Annotated in this window: 16 protein-coding genes and 1 pseudogene; 12 read left to right on the top strand and 5 right to left on the bottom strand. The window is 59.9% G+C overall.

Annotated features, from left to right (window positions below; translation table 11 throughout):
* Positions 1 to 178: 178 nt before the first annotated feature.
* The 8 genes and pseudogenes from ACZ9IM_RS24330 (at position 179) to ACZ9IM_RS24365 (ending at position 6,944) form a co-directional block, all read left to right on the top strand.
* A complete protein-coding gene (locus ACZ9IM_RS24330) occupies positions 179 to 487 on the top strand; it encodes a PepSY domain-containing protein (RefSeq protein WP_476225157.1) in 309 nt (102 codons plus the stop codon).
* Entirely contained in the window at positions 487 to 807 is a 321-nt protein-coding gene (locus tag ACZ9IM_RS24335; RefSeq protein WP_427624444.1) for a PepSY domain-containing protein, read from the top strand. The genes ACZ9IM_RS24330 and ACZ9IM_RS24335 overlap by 1 nt, the downstream gene beginning before the upstream one ends.
* A 3-nt stretch (positions 808 to 810) precedes the next feature.
* Entirely contained in the window at positions 811 to 1,479 is a 669-nt protein-coding gene (locus ACZ9IM_RS24340) for a response regulator transcription factor (RefSeq protein WP_008071174.1), read from the top strand.
* A complete protein-coding gene (locus ACZ9IM_RS24345; RefSeq protein ID WP_476225158.1) occupies positions 1,476 to 2,789 on the top strand; it encodes a sensor histidine kinase in 1,314 nt (437 codons plus the stop codon). The genes ACZ9IM_RS24340 and ACZ9IM_RS24345 overlap by 4 nt, the downstream gene beginning before the upstream one ends.
* A gap of 503 nt (positions 2,790 to 3,292) precedes the next feature.
* Positions 3,293 to 4,609, top strand: coding sequence for a Na+/H+ antiporter family protein (locus tag ACZ9IM_RS24350; protein ID WP_427624449.1), 1,317 nt, complete (start codon positions 3,293 to 3,295; stop codon positions 4,607 to 4,609).
* A 185-nt stretch (positions 4,610 to 4,794) separates the two neighbouring features.
* A pseudogene (locus ACZ9IM_RS24355) lies at positions 4,795 to 5,613 on the top strand (cache domain-containing protein); the annotation flags it as partial.
* A gap of 102 nt (positions 5,614 to 5,715) precedes the next feature.
* A complete protein-coding gene (locus ACZ9IM_RS24360) occupies positions 5,716 to 6,471 on the top strand; it encodes a methyl-accepting chemotaxis protein (protein WP_427624553.1) in 756 nt (251 codons plus the stop codon).
* Positions 6,472 to 6,779: 308 nt separating this feature from the next.
* Positions 6,780 to 6,944, top strand: a complete 165-nt coding sequence (locus ACZ9IM_RS24365; RefSeq protein ID WP_427624451.1) for a metallothionein — start codon at positions 6,780 to 6,782, stop codon at positions 6,942 to 6,944.
* Between the two features lie 70 nt (positions 6,945 to 7,014).
* Here the strand turns inward: ACZ9IM_RS24365 and ACZ9IM_RS24370 are convergent, their stop codons facing one another.
* The 3 genes from ACZ9IM_RS24370 to ACZ9IM_RS24380 form a co-directional block, all read right to left on the bottom strand.
* A complete protein-coding gene (locus tag ACZ9IM_RS24370; protein ID WP_008071169.1) occupies positions 7,015 to 7,242 on the bottom strand; it encodes a DUF6555 family protein in 228 nt (75 codons plus the stop codon).
* Between the two features lie 316 nt (positions 7,243 to 7,558).
* A complete protein-coding gene (locus ACZ9IM_RS24375; RefSeq protein WP_476225160.1) occupies positions 7,559 to 8,593 on the bottom strand; it encodes a purine-nucleoside phosphorylase in 1,035 nt (344 codons plus the stop codon).
* 24 nt (positions 8,594 to 8,617) lie between these two features.
* A complete protein-coding gene (locus tag ACZ9IM_RS24380) occupies positions 8,618 to 9,574 on the bottom strand; it encodes a nucleoside-specific channel-forming protein Tsx (RefSeq protein WP_401173155.1) in 957 nt (318 codons plus the stop codon).
* A gap of 476 nt (positions 9,575 to 10,050) precedes the next feature.
* Between ACZ9IM_RS24380 and selD the strand changes: the two genes are divergently transcribed.
* Positions 10,051 to 11,085 carry a selenide, water dikinase SelD gene (selD, locus tag ACZ9IM_RS24385; RefSeq protein ID WP_427624456.1) on the top strand — a complete coding sequence of 345 codons (1,035 nt, stop codon included), beginning with the start codon at positions 10,051 to 10,053 and terminating at the stop codon, positions 11,083 to 11,085.
* Positions 11,085 to 12,188, top strand: coding sequence for a tRNA 2-selenouridine(34) synthase MnmH (mnmH, locus tag ACZ9IM_RS24390; RefSeq protein ID WP_427624458.1), 1,104 nt, complete (start codon positions 11,085 to 11,087; stop codon positions 12,186 to 12,188). Before selD ends, mnmH begins: the two co-directional genes overlap by 1 nt.
* 137 nt (positions 12,189 to 12,325) lie before the next feature.
* On the opposite strand, the gene ACZ9IM_RS24395 is transcribed toward mnmH, so the two are convergent.
* A complete protein-coding gene (locus ACZ9IM_RS24395; RefSeq protein ID WP_476225164.1) occupies positions 12,326 to 13,000 on the bottom strand; it encodes a histidine phosphatase family protein in 675 nt (224 codons plus the stop codon).
* 381 nt (positions 13,001 to 13,381) lie between these two features.
* Between ACZ9IM_RS24395 and ACZ9IM_RS24400 the strand changes: the two genes are divergently transcribed.
* Together ACZ9IM_RS24400 and hemB are read left to right on the top strand one after the other, a co-directional pair.
* Positions 13,382 to 14,089 carry a glutathione binding-like protein gene (locus ACZ9IM_RS24400; RefSeq protein WP_192343274.1) on the top strand — a complete coding sequence of 236 codons (708 nt, stop codon included), beginning with the start codon at positions 13,382 to 13,384 and terminating at the stop codon, positions 14,087 to 14,089.
* A 226-nt stretch (positions 14,090 to 14,315) separates the two neighbouring features.
* Entirely contained in the window at positions 14,316 to 15,290 is a 975-nt protein-coding gene (hemB, locus tag ACZ9IM_RS24405) for a porphobilinogen synthase (RefSeq protein ID WP_476225166.1), read from the top strand.
* Between the two features lie 132 nt (positions 15,291 to 15,422).
* Here hemB and ACZ9IM_RS24410 read toward each other — a convergent pair whose 3' ends face one another.
* Positions 15,423 to 16,952, bottom strand: a complete 1,530-nt coding sequence (locus ACZ9IM_RS24410) for an FAD-dependent monooxygenase (RefSeq protein ID WP_476225168.1) — start codon at positions 16,950 to 16,952, stop codon at positions 15,423 to 15,425.
* Positions 16,953 to 17,061 lie beyond the last annotated feature (109 nt).

Genomic DNA, 17,061 nt, shown 5'->3' on the forward strand with positions numbered 1-17,061 from the left:
TGGCGTTCATGACGCAGCCAAAGATCAAAAGATCGCAGCCTTCGGCAGCTCCTACCGGGATTTGTGTAGGTCAGTAATGTCGCGTTGCAATCATCAATGATGGCAATTCAGTTTCAGTTAAGTTCGAATCACTAAGGTAGCTCTCAATAGCAACACATAAAAAAATACGGAGACACCCATGAAAATCCTGACTGCCCTGTTCACCGCCTCCATCATCGCCATGACCGCCAGCATCGCCCACGCGCGCGACCTCGGCCCCGACGAAGCCCTGAGACTGCGCGACGCTGGTACCATTGTGTCCTTCGAGACGCTCAACGCCACGGCATTGGCCAAACACCCCGGCGCCAAAATCAGCGAAACCGAGCTTGAAGAAGAGTACGGCAAGTACATCTACCAGGTGGAACTGCGCGACCCGCAGGGCCTTGAGTGGGACCTGGAATTGGACGCTGTCAGCGGGCAGGTTCTCAAGGATCATCAGGATACGTAATGAAGGTGTTTTGTTTAAATCGGCGCGCCAGCAGTCGGATGGCGCTGGCGCTCCTGGCATTTTGCTCGGTGGTCATGGCCCGCGACCTGGATCAGGACGAGGCCCTGCGCCTGCGCCAACAAGGTGTGATCCTGCCGCTGGAGCAGCTCTTGCAGCAAGCACTGGACCTCTATCCCGGGGCCAAGCTGCTGGAAGCCGAGCTTGAGGAAAAGCACGACGTCTACATTTACGAGGTCGAGCTGCTGACCGCCGAAGGTATGGTGCGCGAGCTGGACCTCGACGCCATCACCGGCCATTTACTGAAAGACAAGGAAGACTGACCGATGCGTTTGCTCCTGGTGGAAGACCATGTGCCGCTGGCCGACGAATTGATGGCCGGCCTCAACCGGCAGGGTTACGCGGTGGATTGGCTGGCCGACGGCCGCGATGCGGTGTACCAGGGTAGCAGCGAGCCTTATGACCTGATCATCCTTGACCTGGGACTGCCGGGTTTGCCGGGGCTCGACGTGCTGGCGCAATGGCGGGCCGGCGGCTTGGCCACGCCAGTTCTGATCCTCACTGCGCGCGGTTCCTGGGCCGAGCGGATCGAAGGTCTCAAGACCGGCGCCGACGATTACCTGACCAAACCGTTTCACCCCGAAGAGTTGCACCTGCGAGTCCAGGCATTGTTACGCCGCTCCCACGGTCACGCCAATCAGCCGACGCTCAAGGCCGCCGGTTTGCATCTGGATGAAGGTCGCCAGTGCGTGACCCGCGACGGTGCAGACATCCAGCTCACCGCCGCCGAGTTTCGCCTTCTGCGTTACTTCATGCTGCACCCTGAACAAATCCTTTCCAAAAGCCACCTCGCTGAACACCTCTACGACGGTGAAACCGAGCGCGATTCCAATGTGCTGGAGGTTCACGTCAACCACCTGCGACGCAAGCTCGGCCGCAGCGTGATCGAAACCCGTCGCGGTCAGGGTTACCTGTTCGGCGGGCAAGCCCAGTGAGGTCGATCCAGCGCCGCTTGAGCCTGGGCCTGATCAGCGTGATGGTGATCGTCGGCCTGGTGCTGGCGCAAACCAGCCTGTGGCTGTTCGAAATGGGGTTGCAACGCTACCTCGAAGACGGGTTGCGCAACGACAGCGAAAACCTGCTGGTGGCGCTGGTGCGTGGGCCGCAGGGTTTGCAACTGGATGAGCGGCATTTGTCGCCGGCCTATCAGCGACCGTTCTCCGGGCATTACTTTCGTATCGATTTCGCCAACAGCCATTGGCGTTCCCGCTCGTTATGGGATCAGGAGCTTCCGCAGCTTGGACATCCTGGCCTGCATAGCAATCTGCAATTGGGGCCGGAAGGCCAGCAGTTGTTGGTGTTGCGTTCGGACTATCGCCGGTTGGGCCAGGCGATTTCCATCAGCGTCGCCCAGGACTACACCCCGGTGCGCGAGAGCTTTCGGCGCATGCAGCAGGTCGGTCTGGGGTTGGGGCTGGCGGGGCTGTTGTTGATTTTGCTATTGCAACGGATCACCGTGCGCCGCGCCTTGCGCCCCCTGGAAAAGGCTCGCGAGCAAATCGCCCAATTGCAGCAGGGCCAGCGTTCGCAACTCGACGAAGAAGTACCGCTGGAGCTGGAACCGCTGGTGGCGCAGATCAACCATTTGCTGGCCCACACCGAAGACAGCCTCAAGCGTTCACGCAACGCCTTGGGCAACCTCGGCCATGCCTTGAAAACCCCGCTGGCGGTGTTGTTGAGCCTGGCTTGCAGCGAAAAACTCGATGCTCACCCGCAGTTGCGCAAAGTCATGCAGGCGCAACTGGAACAGGTTCAGCAACGGCTCAATCGCGAACTCAACCGCGCCCGGCTGTCCGGGGATGCACTGCCGGGAGCGTTGTTCGATTGTGATGCCGAGCTACCGGGGTTGTTAGCCACGTTGAACATGATCCACGGCGAACACCTCGACTTGAGCTACCGCGCGCCTGCCGGTTTGCAACTGCCGTGGGATCGCGAAGATCTGCTGGAGTTGCTCGGCAACCTGCTGGACAACGCCTGCAAATGGGCGGATGCCGAGGTGCGGCTGAGCGTGGTCGAAACGGCGGAAGGGTTTGAGTTGAGCGTGGAAGACGATGGGCCGGGAATTCCCGAAGACCAGCGCGCTCAGGTATTCAGCCGCGGTACCCGGCTGGATGAACAGACGGATGGGCATGGGCTGGGGTTGGGCATCGTGCGCGACATCGTCGATACGTGGGGCGGGGTGCTGAGGCTGGAGGAAAGTGAGTGGGGCGGGTTGAAAGTGACGATCGAGCTACCCAAACGCTGACCCCGATCCAAAGAACACTGCTTAACCTGTGGGAGCGGGCTTGCTCGCGAAGACGGCGGCACAGTCAACATCGATATGCCTTCAAAGTAAAAACCATCAAGACAGTTGCTCCCACATTGGATCTGTATTGCCTGCAAATTTTGCGGACAACCACTACCCCTGTGGGAGCGAGCCTGCTCGCGATAGCGGCGGTACAGTCAATATCAATGTCGCCTGACACAACTCATACCCTTATGACACTGATTCACATCCCGTAGGCGCTGCCGAAGGCTGCGATCTTTTGATCTTCTGGCGTCATCGAGGTCGTTGAAAATCAAAAGATCGCAGCCTTCGGCAGCGCCTACAGGTGTTGGCTTTGACAAGGCGGCAGCGGTCCGGCACAGTGCGCGCCCTCTAATAAAACCCATTTCTCCTAATCCGCTGGCGGCGCTCATACAGACTGCCGGCCGGACTCATTCCGTTTGGCGGTGATTGCCTCACCGCGCTGCTTTGAGGTAACAACAATGAATGCAGTAATTGCCGCGGTCGGCATCATGCTGATACTCAGCCTGTCCCGCGTGCATGTGGTGATCGCGCTGATTGTGGGGGCGCTGGTCGGTGGCTTGACCGGTGGCTTGGGCATCGACGCGACCCTTAAAGCTTTCAATAGCGGCCTCGGCGGCGGGGCGACGGTTGCGTTGTCCTATGCCTTGCTCGGCGCGTTCGCGGTGGCCATTGCCAAGTCCGGCCTGGCCCATGCGCTGGCCGACAGGGCCCTGGCTATGGTCGATCGCCAGCACGCCAACGGTGGCGGAAACGTCAAATGGCTGCTGATCGGCCTGCTGTGGGTGGTGGCCATCGCCTCCCAGAACATTTTGCCGATTCATATCGCCTTTATTCCGTTGCTGGTGCCGCCACTGTTATATGTGCTGACCAAACTGCAACTGGACCGTCGATTGATTGCCTGCGTCATTACGTTCGGTCTGATCACGCCGTACATGTTCCTGCCCGTGGGCTTCGGCAACATCTTTCTCAATGAAATCCTGCTGGCCAACGTCGCCCGTAGCGGGGTAGACATCAGCGGTATCAACGTCACCCATGCCATGGGCATTCCGGCGCTGGGCATGGTTTTTGGTCTCGCGGCAGCCTTCATCAGCTATCGCAAGAAGCGCGTTTACGATCTGGAAAAGATCGAGCAGGTTGAACAGGTCGCGGTGCAGTACAACCCCATGAGCCTGGTGATTGCCGGTCTGGCGATTGCCGCTGCGTTCATTGTTCAGTTGCTGCTGGACTCGATGATTATCGGGGCGCTGGTGGGCTTCCTGATCTTTTCGGTGTCGGGCATCGTCAAATGGCGCGACACCGATGACCTGTTCACCGAAGGCATGAAGATGATGGCGATGATCGGCTTCATCATGATCGCCGCCTCCGGGTTTGGCGAAGTGATCAAAGCCACCGGGCAAGTGCAAACGCTGGTGGAGTCCTCGGCTTCGTGGATCGACCACAGCAAAGCCATTGGCGCGTTGCTGATGCTGCTGGTGGGCCTGTTGGTGACCATGGGCATTGGCTCGTCGTTTTCCACCGTCCCGATTCTGGCGGTGATTTTCGTGCCGTTGTGCGTGCAACTGGGCTTCAGCCCGATCGCCATCGTGTGCATCGTCGGCACCGCCGGCGCATTGGGCGATGCCGGGTCACCCGCGTCGGACTCGACCCTGGGCCCGACCTCCGGTCTGAACATCGACGGCCAGCATCACCACATCTGGGACACCGTGGTCCCGACCTTCCTGCACTACAACCTGCCATTGCTGGCGTTTGGCTGGGTGGCGGCGATGGTTCTGTAACGGCTACTACCCCTGTGGGAGCGAGCCTGTTCGCGATTGCGATCTGTCAGTCACATTGATGCTGAAGGTATCGCCGCCATCGCGAGCAGGCTCGCTCCCACAATGATCGCGTTCAACTTTTGAATTGGCCTGCCGTTATAGCCTTTAACCACGCCAACAAAATCAAAAGAGTGAACGTCATGCGCATGAGCCTGAAGGCTAAAGTCCTGTCCCTTGCCGTCCTCCCGGTGCTGCTCTTTGCGCTGGTCATCAGTCTGACCACGTTGTTTATCCTGCAAGAGCAGGCGAGCAAGGAAGTCGAGCAAACCCGTCAGCGCCTGCTCAGCGATGCCAAGGCGACCCTGCAAAGTTACGTTGCCGTGGCCATGACCACGATCAAACCGCTCTACGACGCGGCCGCCCCCGGCGATGACGCAGCGCGGGCGCAGGCGATCAAATTGCTGTCGAGCATCACCTATGGCAAGGACGGCTACTTCTTCGGCTACGACTCCAATACCGTGCGCCTGTTCAAGGCCAACAGCCCCGAAGGCGTGGGCCAGAGCTTCAAGGACAACCGCGACCCGAACGGCGTCTACGTCAACCGTGACCTGGTGAAAGTCGCCAAGGACGGTACTCACTACCTGCAATACAGCTCGCCGCTGCCCGGTAACACCCAAGTGCTGGTGCCCAAGCTCGGCTACACCGAATACCTGCCGAAGTGGGACATGGCGGTCGGCACCTCGGTCAACCTCGACGGCATCGAAGCCCAAGTGGCAGTGGTCGAGGCCAAGGTCCAGGAACGCATGCAAGGCGTGGTGCTGAGCATTGTCGGGATTGCCGCGGTGGTGTTGTTGGTGATTGCTGCTGCCGGGATGCTGCTGGCCAACACCATTCTGCGTCCGCTGAACCTGATGAAAGCCAACCTCGACGACATCGCGGCGGGCGAGGGCGACCTGACCCGGCGTCTGACCATCACCAGCCAGGATGAACTCGGCCAACTGGCCGGCTCGTTCAACCGTTTCGTCGACAAGATCCACGGTCTGGTACGCCAGATCACTGAAATGACCTCGCAACTGACCGGGCTGGTGAATCAGGTGTCCGATCAGGCCCAGCGCTCGGATCAAGCCATGGAGCGCCAGCGTCACGAAACCGATCAGGTGGCCACGGCGATCAATGAGATGTCAGCGGCGGCCCAGGAAGTGGCCAAGAGTGCGCAAAACGCGGCGGTCGCTGCCCAGCAGACCGACGAAGAAGGCCAGGCCGCCAAGCGTGTGGTGGCCGGCAGCATCGTGAAGATTCATGCGTTGGTGAATGACATTCGCAGCAGCGGCGTATCGCTCGACAGCCTGCAGAAAGACGTGTCGTCGATTGTCAGCGTGCTCGGGGTGATCCGTTCGATTGCCGAGCAGACCAACCTGCTGGCGCTCAACGCCGCTATTGAAGCCGCCCGCGCCGGTGAGGCCGGGCGTGGTTTTGCGGTGGTCGCCGACGAAGTGCGTGCATTGGCCAGTCGCACGCAAATCAGCACCCAGGAAATCCAGGGCATGATCGACCGCTTGCAGGCCGGCACCCAATCGGCGGTCGAAGCCATGCGCCGCTCCAGCGAGGCCGGCGACGGCACGTCGGCCCAGGCCAACGAGGCGGGGGCGTCTCTGGATGCCATGGCCCAATTGATCGGCACCATCAACTCGATGAACGCCCAGATCGCCAGCGCCGCCGAAGAGCAAACTGCCGTGGCCGAAGAGATCAACCGCAGCGTGCACCAGATCGCCGTGGCCGTAGACAGCGTCGCCGACGAAACCCAGCTCGGCGCCCAGACCTCGCGCAGCCTGGCCGATCTGGGGCAGCGCCTGGGGCAACTGGTCGGGCAATTCCGTATCTGATTGAGAGTGCTTGTGTGGCGAGGGGGCTTGCCCCCGTTGGGTTGCGAAGCGACCCCAGAACCAATCAACTTGGTTATATCTGATAAACCGCATTCGCCGGTTTTACAACTGCTGCGCAGTCGAACGGGGGCAAGCCCCCTCGCCACAGGGCAGTGTTCGTCCATGAGTAGCTGCATCGCGACTACCCTCATTAGTAAGCAAACACCGTCCAAGGGTTTGTTTGAACCCGTTTGGGGGACGAGCGGTCATTTGCTTCAGGTGTCGCGCACCCGCGGCACCTTGACGACCACAACAATGGAGTCAGACTCATGATCGACAGTGAAGGTATCTGCGACTGCCCCAAATGTTCCTGCAAACTGGGCGAACATCCGATCGCGCGTCACGGCAAGCACTATTGCTGTGAAGCCTGCGCCAAACATCACGAACACGGCGAAGCATGCTCCACCAAAGGCTGCAAGTGTGCAAAGCACTGACCGTTCAGCCAAAAAAGTGGAGCCGTCCAGGCTCCACTTCGGATTGAATCTTTCCCCTCCTTTTTGACGCTCAACTGGCCGGTCGCCAGGTCACATTCTCGATGCCGAATTTCTCTGCCAGCGGTTTGCTGGTCTTTTGCACCCTCTCACGGCCAAAGCGCGGGATCCGGCCGACTCCGGCATCGCAACTTGCCCAGTGCCAAGCCTCTGCATTGTCCATTTTGTCGAGGCGGATAATGAAAGACTTGGGCTGGCCATGAAGGGTGTATTCAATGACGAAAAGTTTTGCGTTGTTCATAAAACCCGTATTCCTCCCTGTAGTTATAGAGGGATCACGAGGCGCGGCGAAAATTCAGTCGAATTGTCGGACGGTGACAGTGACTGGCGACAGCCGGGCGCCTCGTGATCCTGGAGCGTTCCTGACCCCAGATGATCCTAGCCTATGGCCCAAGGTGCGCCGGCGGAACCATCCCAGTCGGCATCTTTGTCGAATGTTCTGGCCCTATCGCGAGCAGGCTCGCTCCCACAGTTGATCTGCGCCGCTCACATGATTTGTGACCAACACAGACCTCTGTGGGAGCGAGCCTGCTCGCGATGACGGACTGAAGCTGGACTCAGACCTCAGGCACACCTTTCTCCCAAACCGACCAATTCTGCAAAATCTCCTGCACCAACGGATTCCCCGTGCGGTACAGGTTCTCCAGCGCCGGCACAAACCCACCTTGATCGGCATATTTGAGCAGGTTATCCACCTCGCTCTGGCCCGGCGCCGGCCGGTCGAAGTCGGAACCGGCGCGCACCACCGCCAGGCGCCGGACATCCACCAGCCCCTCGCGGCTGGCGCGCAGCAGCGCCTCGTAGGTGGAGTTGTCTTCCTGCTGAGTCGTGCAATAGACCCCTTCGTTATTGGTCAGCAGTTTGGTCCAGACTTCGGCCCGCTCACTCAACCGCGTCCCGGAAAACCAGGTATTGCCCGCCAGCGTGTCGCACTGGGTCACCACCGGTGGTTGATTGGCAGGGGCCGATGGATATTTCAAGCGCCATGCCGCTGATTCCTTACTCTCGCTCAGCTGAACCTTGTGGCTCAGGGCGAACGCCTTGGCCTGCAACTTCGGATTGAGTTCGAACACTTCAGTCTTGTAGTCCAGCGGCGGTTTTTCGTTCGGGCCTTTGGTGTTGATGCCCAGGTAACCGGTCGGCCAGTCTTTCGGCGCGTCCCGGGAATCCAGCTCCCACTGGGTGCCGAACTCCACCAGGTAGTGCGCCCACGCGGTGGTGCCGATGGTGCCGTGGTGCGGGCTGATGCCGGCAATCCCGGCAATCAGGAAGTAACTTTTGCGCAGGTCGAATTTCGACGACAGCGCCAAAGCCAGGGTCGAGGCCGCGGCATTGGTCTGGCCCATGCCGGTGACCATCAGGCACACCTGTCGGGTGTTGCAGCGAATATTCGGGTACTCGGCGGACAGGCCCGGTACGCGCACTTCTTGCTTGAGCTCCAGGCGATCGATCCAGTTCTGCGCCTCGGGGGCGAACATGGTGATCAGCATCACTTTCGGCTGGATCGGTGCGTCGCTAGCCCAGGCAGCAGAAGAGAGCAGAGTGCCGCAGGCCAGGGCCACGGATAAGGAAAGACGCGTCATTGCATTCATAAAACCTCCTGATTCAAATGAGCCTTAAAACTGATAACCGACACCGGCGTAGTAACCCCAGCCGTTGGAACGGGCGCGGAAGTCACCGTCGCCGAAATTCAACTCACTGCCGTCGTCCCAGTTGCCGCCGTTGTGGAAGTAACGGCCGACCAGGGTGAAACGCAAGTGGGTGAAGGCGTAAAGCAACACGTTGGTGGCCACGGTGGCGTTGGCGGTGCGGGCCGGGTTGTCCTTGTGCAGGTCGGAGCCGAAGTCGAAGTTGGTGAAACCGATGTAGGTCAACGAAGCGCCGTTGCTGAAACTGCTGATGGGCACGATGTACTTGAGCTGGGCGCGGTAGCCGTCCCACGAATATTCATTACTGGCACCGTAGTTTTCCCATTGGTAGCGACCATAGAAGTTGGCCGACAGGTTGACCCGCGAATGGGTGTCGATGTCGGTGCCCAAGCCGCTGTACAGCGTGTTTGCGCGGTTGGCGCTGTTGCTGCCGTGGTCGTAGATCCAGTCGAACGCCACGTACCATTCCTTGAACGGCCCGATGGCCAGACTGCGGCCGGCCAGGTAGTCGATGGAAATCCGCGGTTCGTGCTCCATGAACACCGGCGAGCCGTGGTCCCAGACACCTTTGTCATGGCTGTTGCCGATGTCGAAGATCTTTGGAATGTCGATGTAGCCGTACAACTCGAACGGGCCCTTGCGGCCGAAGTATTCATATTCCAGGTAGATATCGTCGGCCGGTTGTGGGCCGAAGCTGATGTCTTTGCTGCCGATGACGGTCAGGTCCTGGTTGAACCAGTCCGACAGGTAGGCGCCTTTTTTCGGCGGGCTGGCTTCAGGGCTGAGGGCTTCGCCCTGGGCGGATTCTTCGGCGCTGGCCGGTTGGGCCAAAACGTGGCTGCTGAGTAGTCCTGTAACGCTGGCCAGCAGCAAGGAAACAGCAAAAGTGCGTGAGCAAGTCACGCGGCTGGAGGTGCAATGCATTAAAAGTCCCTTTTCGTGCGGATCGAAAGCCCGGTGGTGCGGGTTTTACGCGGTTAGGTGGCGAACAGGCCGGTATCGGCGACTCGCAAACGTTTGCACAAGGCATACCAGTTTTGTTCAAAGTGCTGAAAAATTGAGGGAATTGGTAGTTTTACTGTCCTTTTGGTCAAGGATTTCGGGGCGATGAGCAGAAGGAGTGGTTTTCAGGGCGAAGGGGATCTGGCGGGGATATGCACCAAAGTGGTGTCGACTGGCAGATGATCAACCCGATCTGTGGCAAGGACGGGCAAAGGAGATTTTGTGGCGAGGGGGCTTGCTGTGGCGAGGGGGCTTGCCCCCGTTCGGCTGCGCAGCAGTCGTAAACCAAAACCGCATTGTCTGGTTTTGGGGCCGATGCGCAGCCCAACGGGGGCAAGCCCCCTCGCCACAGGGTTGCTGTAGAATCCTCGGCATTGACTTCACAAGGTGCACCCCTGATGAGCGAGCCGATTCGTCTGACCCAATACAGCCATGGCGCAGGCTGTGGCTGCAAGATTTCGCCCCAGGTGCTGGAGGTGATTCTGGCCGGCAGCGGCGCACAAAACCTGGACCCGAAACTCTGGGTCGGCAACGCCTCGCGCGATGACGCGGCGGTGTATGCCATCGACGAAGAACGCGGCGTGGTCTCGACTACCGACTTCTTTATGCCGATCGTCGACGATCCCTTCGACTTCGGCCGTATCGCCGCCACCAATGCCATCAGCGATATCTACGCCATGGGTGGCGATCCGTTGATGGCGATTGCGATCCTCGGCTGGCCGGTCAATGTGCTGGCGCCGGAGATTGCCCGGGAAGTGATTCGTGGCGGGCGTTCGGTCTGCGACGAGGCGGGGATTCCACTGGCTGGCGGCCATTCCATCGACGCGCCAGAGCCGATCTTCGGCCTGGCCGTGACCGGACTGGTGGAAAAACGCCACATGAAGCGCAATGACACCGCCACCGCCGGTTGCTTGCTGTACCTCACCAAACCCTTGGGCATCGGCATCCTCACCACGGCCGAGAAGAAGGGCAAGTTGCGCCATGCCGACATCGGCCTGGCCCGCGACTGGATGTGCACCCTGAACAAACCCGGCAGCCGTTTCGGCAAGCTCGACGGTGTGACCGCGATGACTGACGTCACCGGTTTCGGCCTGCTCGGGCACTTGGTGGAAATGGCCGACGGCAGCAACGTGACCGCTCGCATCGAATATGACCGGGTGCCGCGCCTGCCGGGCGTCGAGTATTACCTCGATCAGGGCTGTGTGCCCGGTGGCACGCTGCGCAATTTCGACAGCTACGCCAGCAAGGTCGGCCGGCTCCAGGAGTTGCACAAACGCGTGCTCTGCGATCCGCAGACCAGCGGTGGTCTGCTGATTGCGGTCACGCCTGAGGGCAGTGAACAGTTTTTGGTGGTGGCGGCCGAACTCGGCCTGACCCTTGAGCCGATCGGCGAACTGGTTGAGCGACAGACTAACGCGGTAGAGGTGATTTGATGTCCATCGACTTCACCGATTACCGCGACATCTTTCTCAACGACCGGCCGATGATGGATACCCGCGCGCCGGTCGAATTCCTCAAGGGCTCATTCCCTGGGGTGGTCAATTTGCCGCTGATGAATGACCTCGAGCGGCAACGGATCGGTACCTGCTACAAGCAGCAAGGTCAGCAAGCGGCCATCACGCTGGGGCATCAATTGGTGGCCGGCGAGATCAAGGCCGAGCGCATCCAGGCCTGGGCCGAATTTGCCCGGGCGCATCCAGATGGGTATTTGTATTGTTTTCGTGGCGGGCTGCGTTCGCAGATCGTTCAGCAGTGGCTCAAGGACGAAGCGGGTATCGACTATCCGCGGGTCGGTGGCGGCTACAAGGCCATGCGCACCTTCTTGCTCGACACGCTCGATCAGGCCATTGCCCAGTGCGATTTCGTTTTGCTGGGCGGTATGACTGGCACCGGCAAGACCGAGGTGCTCACGCAATTGAGCAACGGGCTGGACCTTGAAGGCCACGCCCATCATCGCGGCTCCAGCTTCGGCAAACGCGCCACCGGCCAACCCTCCAACATCGACTTTGAAAACCGCCTGGCCGTGGATGTGCTGAAGAAACGTGCCCGTGGTATCGAACAGTTCGTGCTGGAAGACGAGAGCCGCGCGATTGGTAGTTGCGCCTTGCCGCTGCCGCTGTATCAGGGCATGCAGCAGTTTCCGATGGTCTGGCTGGAAGACAGCCTGGAAGGGCGGGTCGAGCGAATCCTGCGCGATTACGTGGTGGACTTGTGCGCCGAGTTCATCGAAGTGCATGGCGATGAAGGCTTCGCGCTGTTTTCCGAGCGTTTGCTGGCGAGCCTGAACAATGTCCAGAAAAGGCTGGGCGGCGAACGCCATCAGCGGATGTTGACCTTGATGGAAGATGCGCTGGCGGAACAGGCGAACAGCGGTGCGGTGGATTTGCACCGAGGCTGGATCGAAGGGTTACTGCGCGAATATTACGACCCGATGTATGCGTTTCAGCGGGAGAAGAAGGGGACGCGGATCGAGTTTGTCGGGGAGCGGGGGGCGGTGCTTGAATACCTGCGGGAGCGGGGTAATCAGCGGGGATAATGTAGTTTTTGCCGGCCCCATCGCGAGCAGGCTCGCTCCCACACTGGATCTCGGTAGTACGCAGAATCTGTGTTCACTGAAGATCAAATGTGGGAGCGAGCCTGCTCGCGATGAGGCCCTGACAAGCGCCCGACCACTTACGTCGGACAGGTCTCCTGACCGTTATCCAGACCTTGCTTGTAGCTGTGGCTCTTCAGGCTGGCCTTGCCGTTGTGCCAGGTCAGTGTGAGCACGTACAGCGAGTCGTAGTCGCTGGATGCCCAATCATCGGTGATGTTCTGTTTCTCGCCGACGGCTTCCCCGGCGACCTTGTTGATCAGCTCGGGCAGGTACCCGTGGGACCAGGCCGTATAAATGACCGAATTGTGATACTTGTCGTGCAGCAGTTCATCCGCCAGGTCGCTGGTGTCGTTGGCCGAGAATTCGATGTTCACCGGCAAACCGAGCTTGATTGCGCTGGGGCTGATGGTCATCAGGGGGCGAATGTAACTGTAGGAATTATCCAGTTCACCTTCCTCGACATTGCGTGTCGGGTTGGCGGCAAACACGTAGTTGGCCTTGCCGAATTTTTCCGGCAACAAGGTGGCCAGGTCGATGGCGCGGTTCAGCCCCTGACAATTGAGCTGGCCCAGTCCGCCGGCGGGTTTTTCCGCGTGGCGCAGGAATACCAGCGTCTGGGTACCGTCCGCCGGTTGGGCGCGGCTTTCACTGGACTCAAGCGACAAAAACAACGCGCTGACCGCCAGCAGGGAAGGCAGGAAGATATAGGCGCGATGTTTGAAGCGTTTGGCGAATTTCAATGCGTTCATCATCGAATAGGTCATCTTCAGCGTATTCGGTTAAGGCTGACAAACCTTGACACCGCGAGCTCCCAGCATCGGGTGTATTCCATGTCGTTGACCCGATCCGTTTCCTACAGGGCAATGCTCAGAGTCCTCTGAAGCCCTTTGGTTCGATCCGAGTGAGGTGCCCGACACTTTAACGGCAACCTTGAACGGATTGGGGAAAAGGTTATCGACTGGATGTTGCGGATTTATGGACACGGCACATACCTTACTCCTTGCAGGAGCTGCCGAAGGCTGCGATCTGTTGATCTTTCTCTTCGGCGCGCCCCCTGAGGACGCCAAAAGATCGCAGCCTTCGGCAGCTCCTACATTATGATCTTCACTCCGTTTTTCCCGTGGATGCCCCTTATGACCGATTTGTCTGCATTCCCCATCACTCGAAAATGGCCGGCGCAATACCCGGAGTGGATCCAGCTCTATTCCTTGCCAACGCCCAATGGCGTCAAGGTTTCGATCATGCTCGAGGAAATCGGGCTGCCCTACGAGCCGCATCGTGTGGGCTTCGACACCAACGATCAGCTGTCCCCTGAATTTCTCTCGTTGAACCCCAATAACAAGATCCCGGCGATCCTCGACCCCCACGGTCCGGGGGACCAACCGCTTGCCTTGTTCGAGTCCGGGGCGATTCTGATTTACCTCGCCGACAAGAGCGGGCAACTGCTGGCGCAGGAATCGGCGGCGCGTTACGAGACCATTCAGTGGCTGATGTTTCAGATGGGCGGTATCGGGCCGATGTTCGGCCAGCTCGGTTTTTTCAACAAATTCGCCGGCAAAGACTACGAAGACAAGCGTCCCCGTGATCGCTACGTTGAGGAAAGCAAGCGCTTGCTTCAAGTCCTCGACGGCCGTCTGCAAGGGCGCGACTGGATCATGGGCGAACGCTACACCATCGCCGACATCGCGACCTTTCCGTGGGTGCGCAACCTGATCGGCTTCTACGAAGCCGGTGAGCTGGTCGGCATCCAGAATTTCCCCAATGTTACCCGCGTTCTGGAGCGTTTTCTGGCAAGGCCGGCGGTGATTCGCGGGCTGGAAATCCCCAAGCAACCGCTTTGAATCCCTCATCACCAAGGCAGGCAATGAACTCATTTGCGCCGAACCTGTGGGAGCGAGCCTGCTCGCGATAGCGGTCTGTCATTCAGCATCTATGGTGGCGGTTATGGCCTCATCGCGAGCAGGCTCGCTCCCACAGGGGAATGCGGCGATTGTGCGCCGCGCCTTGCAGGGCATAAGCTTCGCCCCCTATAAGTTTCGTCTTTTCCGCTGTTATTCAGGAAGACCCATGCCCAGTCAGTTCCCCGAAGCACGTCCACGCCGTCTGCGCCGCAATGCGAGCCTGCGCAGCCTGTTCCAGGAAACCGAGTTCAGCTTGAATGATCTGGTGCTGCCGATTTTCGTCGAGGAAGAAATCGACGATTTCGTGCCGATCAAGAGCATGCCCGGGGTGATGCGCATTCCCGAGTCGAAGCTGGCTGGCGAGATCGAGCGTTACGCTCGGGCCGGGATCAAATCGGTGATGACGTTTGGCGTGTCCCATCATCTGGACAGCAATGGCAGCGATACCTGGAGCGACAACGGCCTGGTGTCACGCATGTCGCGCATCGCCAAAGACGCCGTGCCGGAAATGATCGTGATGTCCGACACCTGTTTCTGCGAGTACACCGATCACGGCCACTGCGGCGTGCTGCACCACCACGAAGTCGACAACGACCAGACCCTGATCAACCTCGGCAAACAAGCCGTAGCCGCTGCCCGCGCTGGCGCCGATGTGATCGCACCGTCGGCGGCCATGGACGGGCAGGTCCAGGCCATTCGCCGGGCGCTCGATGAAGCGGGTTTCAGCCAGACCGCGATCATGGCCTATTCGACCAAATTCGCTTCGGCGCTTTATGGTCCGTTCCGCGAGGCCGGCGGCAGTGCGCTGAAGGGCGACCGCAAAAGCTATCAGATGAACCCGATGAACCGCCGCGAAGCCGTGCGGGAATCGCTGATGGACGAACAGGAAGGCGCCGACGCGCTGATGGTCAAACCGGCCGGCGCGTACCTGGACATCATCCGCGACATCCGCGAAGCCTCGCGTTTGCCGCTGTCGGCGTATCAGGTGAGTGGCGAGTACGCGATGATCAAATTCGCCGCCCAGGCCGGGGCGATTGATGAAGCCCGAGTGGTGCGTGAGAGCCTGGGGGCGATCAAACGGGCCGGGGCGGATTTGATCTTCACCTACTTCGCGATGGACCTGGCCCTGGCCGGGATCTAACTGTCTTGAATGATCGTTCCCACGCTCTGCGTGGGAATGCCTCCTGTGACGCTCCGCGTCACGCTTGTTGGGACGCGGAGCGTCCTTGGCTGCATTCCCACGCAGAGCGTGGGAACGATCATCAAAAGATCTTCAGCCGAAGAAAGGCCGAATCCCACGGTCCCGGAAATACCGCTCGATCACCTTCGGATCGGCGCTGTAGTCGGCAATCGCTACATAGGTATCCGGCCGTAACAGGTAAAACCCGTTGCGTGTGAGTCCCGCCGCTTCAAACGCCGGCCGCCAGTCGAACACCTGCAACGGCAGGTGATGCTCGGTGCACCAGGCGATCATCTCGTCGCTGGTATCGCCATACACATGCACCTGCCAGGTCGGATTTTTCAGCGACTCGAAATTGTCCCCTTCACCGTCGTGGGCCCAAGGCAGGCGATCACCGCCGTGAACATGGCCAGCAACGCCCTCGCTCAATGGCATGCCGCGATAGTTGAGGGTGGTCTGCGACACCGTGCGAAACAGGAACTCCCGAGCGGCTTCCAGCGATGTCATTTTCGGGATCAAAAAGGGTGCCACGCGGGTGCGCAGCACGTCGGCAATTCGCCCTTCGGCGGTGACGAAACTGAAGACCCGGTCGGTAGTCGCCACCAATCGCCGGGCAAAGGCGATGCGTTCGGTTTCATAACTGTCGAGCAGTTTGGCCGAGGCGCCACCGCTCAACACCGCCGCGAGTTTCCAGGCCAGATTGATCGCATCGCCAATCCCGGTGTTCATGCCTTGGCCACCCGCCGGGCTGTGGACATGGGCGGCGTCACCCAACAGAAACGCGCGCCCCGTGCGAAAGTGATCCGCAACCCGGTGATGCACGCGGTAAGTCGAGAACCAGTTCACCTGATCGATCTGCACTTTTAGATGCTCGATGGCCCGGCTGCTGACGTCTGCAAACTGGAGGGTTTCGGCACGGTCGGCGCGCTCGTCGCGAACCGTGCCGATCAGTCGGGCGCGACCTTCGCCGGCCAAGGGGAATACGGCGAGGAAGTCGGCTTCATCAAGGTCCACATGCAGTTCACCGTTGAACGTGGGGCCACGAGCCTGCACGTCCGCCACGTAGAAAATCTGCTGGTAGGTGCCGCCTGGAAAACCGGTGTCCAGCGTTTTGCGCACAATCGACCGGGCGCCATCGCAGCCTGCGAGGTAACAGGCCTGACAGGTTTCCTGCTGGCTATCGGGCAAGCGCAGCCGGGCGGTGATGCCGTCGCCGGTTTCCTCGAAGCTTTGCAGTTCAGTATCGCGCTCCACTTTAATACCGAAGGCCTCCAGGCGTTCGATCAGCAGGCGTTCGTGCTCGTCTTGCGGATACATTTCCAGAAACGCGTAGGGCGTCAGACCCTCGCCGATGGTGCTCAGCGGCAGGCGTGCGACAGGTTCGCCTTTGACCCAGAAATTCGCTGCGGACACTTTATGGCCGTTTTGCACAACGGCGTCGCTGAGGTCGAGCTGGCGATACAGTTCAAGCGTTCGCGCCTGTACCGCCAGCGCACGTGAAGTGGTGCCGGGTGTCGACGTCTTGTCGATAATGCGCACCGCAATCCCCAGTTTGCTCAACCACAGCGCCAGTACCAGCCCGGTCGGGCCGGCGCCGATGATCAGCACGTCGCTACGGTTCATGAGCCTGTCCTCCGCGGTATGTGGATCAAGTATGGTTCAGCCCAAATGCACTGGCCTCCCGGCTGCCCAACGGAAAACCACCCCTACAGCGCAGGGGAACAGTCCGCGA

It is taken from the genome of Pseudomonas sp. TE12508 (assembly GCF_056279485.1).